Raw genomic sequence first — 4,937 nt, 5'->3', positions numbered from 1 at the left:
TAAAAACTCATTTAAATCACTTTGCTATTAAGTACAAATTGATTCTTAGAGCGAACCAGATTGCTTGGCAGGAGCTTAAAAATATGGCAGCTTAAAATTGACCGTGCGTAACATGAGTTATGTAAGGATGGGCTAATTCTGTTAGATTCTGGCTTTCATATTCCCCAGCCTATTGTATTGAAGAATAGTGAGCCGGTAAGTTTAACTGTGGGTGAAAAGACCTGGCGTTTTCAATTAGATGCAAAAATAGAATATAAAGATGATAATCCCACCTTATCAGGTTTTATTACAGCCTCGTTACAAACCTCTCGGGGGCTTGAGACTTTTAGCTATACTTTGCGCCATATCTCCAATCCTGATGGGATTATTTTTAGAACCAACATGGCTGATGCGCATAGAGTTTCTTATGTGCGACGAGATTGGAATGGGTTACAGACAAGTCATGTCACCCTTTTTCTTCAAGAGCAACTTATTAAAATGGCCTTGTTAAAAAAGGACTCCCACTCATATCACCGCACAGCAATGAGCTTCTCCCAGCGCCGCAGCGATAATTTTGATCTGAAATTACGTTTATATGGCTGCCCTCCGGTACTTATAAAGCAAATTAAACAACTTATTAGCCCCTCCATGGAAGAAGAAAATCTCCTTGAGCCTACGCCCATGCCCTTGATTAGGGTGTAAGTCGGCCTCTATTTAAAATGAAAAAATGATGTCAAGAGTGGCTAATTGTTGAGCTTTTGTACTATACCATTAGTTGACCCTGCTTTTTTAGAGTCACAATAAGCCTGTTTATTTTACATGGAGTGTATAAATGATTAAATGGAATCTCGCTATTCTAAGTATTGCCTTATCCTGTCCTTTGCAAGCCCAATCACTTGAAGTTATTGGGACTATCCCCCTGACTATTTCCGCTCAAGATGACTTACACCGGTCCTTCTATACTAAAACCCAGATTGTTTATGTACAAAATGTGCGTTTGTCTGCAGAAGCACAACGAGTGTTAAAAGATCGCATTGAGCGTAGCCCGGACGAGTTAAGTGTAGCTACCGAGAGCAATTCCTTAATTCCAAGCGCCATTAATTTAGGGATGAATGGCACTCCAGTCCTTGATCAGGGGGCACATGGGTCTTGTGTTACTTTTGCCATAACTGCAGCCTTTGATGCCGTACTGGGAAAAGGGGATTACATTAGCCAACTATGCAGTTTGGAACTTGGGTCTTATCTGCTTAAGCGTCGTCAAGTTCCTTACAGCGGCTGGGACGGCTCTAATGGCCCTATTGTTTTAGGGCAATTAAACACGTATGGAATCATCCCTAAAAGTTACCAACAAGAGTATGGTTGTGCAGGAGTAAAGCGTTACCCCTTGACCAATGAGAAGAATACCGGCTCACCTATGTCCATTAGTGAATATACTGCTAATTCCCTGCCTTTATCTTTTGCGAGTTGGACGGTTTTAGCGGATGCTGAAGAGGTTTTTTCAGCTGACTTTAACCCTGTTTCCCTCTTACGCGCGGTTAAAAAGAATTTAAGGGAAGGAAAACGGGTCACTTTTGGGATGTTGCTTGATGATAGCCTAGGGGAAGCGGGTGCTCTTGCGCGATTCAAAAAAAATTACGATACCTGGGTATTAACTCCAGAATTGGTAAAAAAGATTAAAAAAGGTGAGCTTAAAGCCGGTCATCAGATGGTTATCATTGGCTATGATGATAAAGCCCAAGCTTGGACGAAAGATGGGCAGTTGAGTAAGGGTTTATTTATTGTGCGTAACTCTTGGGGAAAGCAAGCTGGGGATGGCGGTAATTTTTATATTTCATATGATTATTTTAAGGCGCTCTGTGATGAGGCTCAGGCCATTGTTCCCAGTGTTTAAATCGAAGGCTTGGATTAATCCAAGCCTTTTTTGTTTTTTTTTGAGAAGCTTTTTAGTTATAGCATAATTTTTGTACTATATTCTAAAGATGACTTTCTAAAAAAGAGTCGACTTTTACTTTGTTCATGGAGGTGTCATGAGTAAATATGGCTCACTTTTTTTGCCACTGCTTTTTTCTAGTTCTTTATACGCCAATGCCGTAGAAATAGTAGGAGAAGTTCCGGTTAAAATCTCAACGACCTCTAATTTGAATAAATCGCTCTCCGTTTCTAAAACCATAGTAGTTCAAAAGCTTCAATTGTCACCCGCCGCTAAAATGGCTTTAAAGGGGAGAATTGATGAATTACAAGGGTATGGCAACCAACCCTCACTTTATAAAACAACGGCGGCGGTTAGAATTAATTTAGGTATGAATAAAACCCCAGTCTTAGACCAAGGACAACATGGAACTTGTGTGACATTTGCCATGGCCGGTGCTCTGGATGCGCTGATGGGGTATGGGGATTATGTCAGCTCCTTATGCTCTTTGCAGCTAGGCAATTATTTAGTCCGCGCCAAATTAGCGTCTTATAGCGGCTGGGATGGATCTTGGGGAACTGCAGTTTTTAATCAATTAAAAAAATACGGCATGGTAACTAAGGCCTATCAAGTAAAATACGGTTGTCCCTCAGGCGTTAAACAATACCCTTTATCGAACAATGCTAATATCACTAAGGCGATGTCTATTGCCCAGTATACGGCGGTTTCACGTCCTTTAGGTAATATTACCGGGCTCGTGCTCGCCGATTCTAACGCAGTATTTAGTCCCAATTTTAATGCAACGGCCTTATTAGAGAAAGTAAAACAACAGCTTCGTTCAGGAAGGCGGGTGGTTATTGGCTTCTTATTAGATGATAACCAGGGCAGTGCAGGGGCCGTGGGCACCAAAGCAAAACGTTTTGATAGTTGGGTAATTAATGCCAGTATTTTAAAAAAAGCAAAAGCGGGTAGCTTATATTCAGGACATGAAATTATCGTAGTGGGCTATGATGATACAGCGCTTATCCGCGGCAGCGATGGACGGCTCAGTAAAGGATTGTTTATTTTAAGAAACTCTTGGGGACCTTATGCCGGGGATAACGGAAATTACTACATGTCTTATGAATATTTTAAATATTTAGTCGATGAGGCAACCGCGCTTTATAGAAAATAAGTAGTGTTAGTTGGGTCTTAATAACCCAACTAAACGCACCACTAGTCTTAGATTATTGAAAGTTAACGGCTTAATGTTTCATTCTTGCGGTATGGTAATTTCCCTCTTGGCCTTTAAGATAACGGTGGATATAGGGATTGCTTATAGGGTCAAGGCAGGGATCTGCAATGAGCATGTTCTCTTCCACGTACGTGACTTGTGTACTGTCATCAACTAATAATCTATACCAAGGATTGCGGGTAGCAAACTCCCGTTTTTCAGCTTGGGGGTTATAGTGGCCAGAGGCTTGGAATAGAGGATCGATATCGACAATAACTGCACGGTAGCGACTACGTTTATGGATTACTAAATCTCCAATATTAAATTTAGCAGTTTTGTTCATGATAGCCGCCTTTTTAATTATTAATAAGTTCTATCTCCTATGTCGGTAAGCCCAAAGAAAGCTTGAGCAAATAAATATCTTCAAGACAAATAAATTGCCAATAAAATACCTAGCTCATAAAGAAGACATAAAGGCAGGGCTAATAGGATTTGCGAAAGGACATCGGGCGGCGTTAAAAGCATCCCCAGGATAAAGGCTAGCACTATCATATAGGGCCTAAGGGTTTTTAAATCCGCGATACGTACTAATTGAATACGCACCAAGAGCAAGCACAGTACCGGGACTTGGAAGCACAGGCCAAATAAAGCCAGCATATGAATAATAAAATCCATAGCATTAGTCATATCCGGCATTAGTCGCACACCTTGTGGTACAGCGCTAATAAACAATTGAAACATTAAAGGCAAGACGAGATAAAAGCAAAAGAGCACACCAGCAATGAATAGCCCTATACTGATGCCGATGATGCCACGAATGGAATACCGTTCTTGCTGATACAATCCGGGGCTAATAAAGCGCCATAGTTGGTAAAGGGTGAAGGGCAAGCTTAGAAAGAGAGCCATATTGGTGGCGAGTTTTAAGGGAGTAAACACCGGGGCGGTAATTTGAGTGGCGATTAGGCTTTGTTGTGCAGGAAGTAAATGAGTTAAGGGATAAACCAACAGACGATATAAGTCACCGGCTAGGAAAAAAAACAGTATAAATAAGGCAAAAAAACACAGCGCCACATAAATGGCGCGTTGACGTAACTCAAGTAAATGGGCGAGCATCGGCTTCTGGTAAAAGGGTTGGCAAGTAATTAACCCGCGCAAGAAGAGCGTTTTTTCATGCCCAGTACTTCCGGTCTAATTTCTTTAAGGCGATTAAACTGATCGACGAAAACAACGGTAGGTTCAACGTTCGCACATTCTTCTTCGGGAACTTGCGAAAAGGTCGCAATAATTATCAGATCACCGGGGGTAACTAGATGGGCAGCAGCGCCATTAACGCAAATATCCGTAGAACCTTTCTCGCCGGTAATGGCATAGGTTTCAAAGCGCGTGCCGGCGGTGACATTCCAAACATTTACTGCTTCGAAAGGTAAGATATTAGCTGCTTTTAATAGCTCAGGAGAAATAGTAATACTGCCTTCATAATCTAAATCAGCTTGAGTAACGCAGGCACGGTGAATTTTGGATTTGAGCATTCTTCTATAAGCCATTTTAATTCCTAACTAATATTAAACCTAACGAGAATAAACCTTTCTCGCCTATATTGCTTTAATTTTACACCACAACAAGAAAAAGACGCTATAAGAATTTAAAAATAAGCAGAGTTACTTAATTATAGACTTGCATTTTGTGCAAATGCCAACCAAATACCCACGGTGTTTAAACAGGGTCACCTCATGAAAAATTTTGAGATAAGATAGTGGTTAAAATAGAATCATCCCATCCAGCATTTTTTCTGAGCCGCTTAATAGATTGCCTTTTCATCTGATTTTTAGTTAATTG

6 protein-coding genes are annotated in these 4,937 nt (G+C 40.9%); 3 read left to right on the top strand and 3 right to left on the bottom strand.

Going from position 1 to position 4,937, the window contains the following annotated elements:
• Positions 1–177: 177 nt before the first annotated feature.
• The 3 genes from ELY15_RS13335 (at position 178) to ELY15_RS13325 (ending at position 3,062) form a co-directional block, all read left to right on the top strand.
• A complete protein-coding gene (locus ELY15_RS13335; protein ID WP_127100846.1) occupies positions 178–681 on the top strand; it encodes a hypothetical protein in 504 nt (167 codons plus the stop codon).
• Positions 682–811: 130 nt separating this feature from the next.
• Positions 812–1,870, top strand: coding sequence for a C1 family peptidase (locus ELY15_RS13330; protein ID WP_127100844.1), 1,059 nt, complete (start codon positions 812–814; stop codon positions 1,868–1,870).
• Between the two features lie 136 nt (positions 1,871–2,006).
• Positions 2,007–3,062, top strand: coding sequence for a C1 family peptidase (locus ELY15_RS13325; RefSeq protein ID WP_127100842.1), 1,056 nt, complete (start codon positions 2,007–2,009; stop codon positions 3,060–3,062).
• Positions 3,063–3,132: 70 nt separating this feature from the next.
• Here the strand turns inward: ELY15_RS13325 and hspQ are convergent, their stop codons facing one another.
• From hspQ to panD, 3 genes are all read right to left on the bottom strand, one after another.
• Positions 3,133–3,444, bottom strand: coding sequence for a heat shock protein HspQ (gene hspQ, locus ELY15_RS13320; RefSeq protein ID WP_127100840.1), 312 nt, complete (start codon positions 3,442–3,444; stop codon positions 3,133–3,135).
• An 80-nt stretch (positions 3,445–3,524) separates the two neighbouring features.
• Positions 3,525–4,214, bottom strand: coding sequence for a twin-arginine translocase subunit TatC (gene tatC / locus ELY15_RS13315; RefSeq protein ID WP_127100848.1), 690 nt, complete (start codon positions 4,212–4,214; stop codon positions 3,525–3,527).
• Positions 4,215–4,243: 29 nt separating this feature from the next.
• Complete coding sequence (panD, locus tag ELY15_RS13310; RefSeq protein ID WP_127100838.1) at positions 4,244–4,645, bottom strand: aspartate 1-decarboxylase; 402 nt, start codon at positions 4,643–4,645, stop codon at positions 4,244–4,246.
• Positions 4,646–4,937: the final 292 nt, after the last annotated feature.

Source organism: Legionella sp. km772 (assembly GCF_003989735.1).
In the GTDB taxonomy this organism is placed as follows: Bacteria; Pseudomonadota; Gammaproteobacteria; order Legionellales; family Legionellaceae; genus Legionella.
The sequence above is the reverse complement of the archived record's forward strand: the minus strand, read 5'-3'. Positions and strand labels throughout refer to the sequence as shown.

What these genes read in the sequence shown, in the direction of transcription:
- hspQ (WP_127100840.1), bottom strand. Translation starts at nt 3,444, where the DNA reads ATGAACAAAACTGCTAAATTTAATATTGGAGATTTAGTAATCCATAAA.
- ELY15_RS13325 (WP_127100842.1), top strand. Translation starts at nt 2,007, where the DNA reads ATGAGTAAATATGGCTCACTTTTTTTGCCACTGCTTTTTTCTAGTTCT.
- panD (WP_127100838.1), bottom strand. Translation starts at nt 4,645, where the DNA reads ATGGCTTATAGAAGAATGCTCAAATCCAAAATTCACCGTGCCTGCGTT.
- tatC (WP_127100848.1), bottom strand. Translation starts at nt 4,214, where the DNA reads ATGCTCGCCCATTTACTTGAGTTACGTCAACGCGCCATTTATGTGGCG.
- ELY15_RS13330 (WP_127100844.1), top strand. Translation starts at nt 812, where the DNA reads ATGATTAAATGGAATCTCGCTATTCTAAGTATTGCCTTATCCTGTCCT.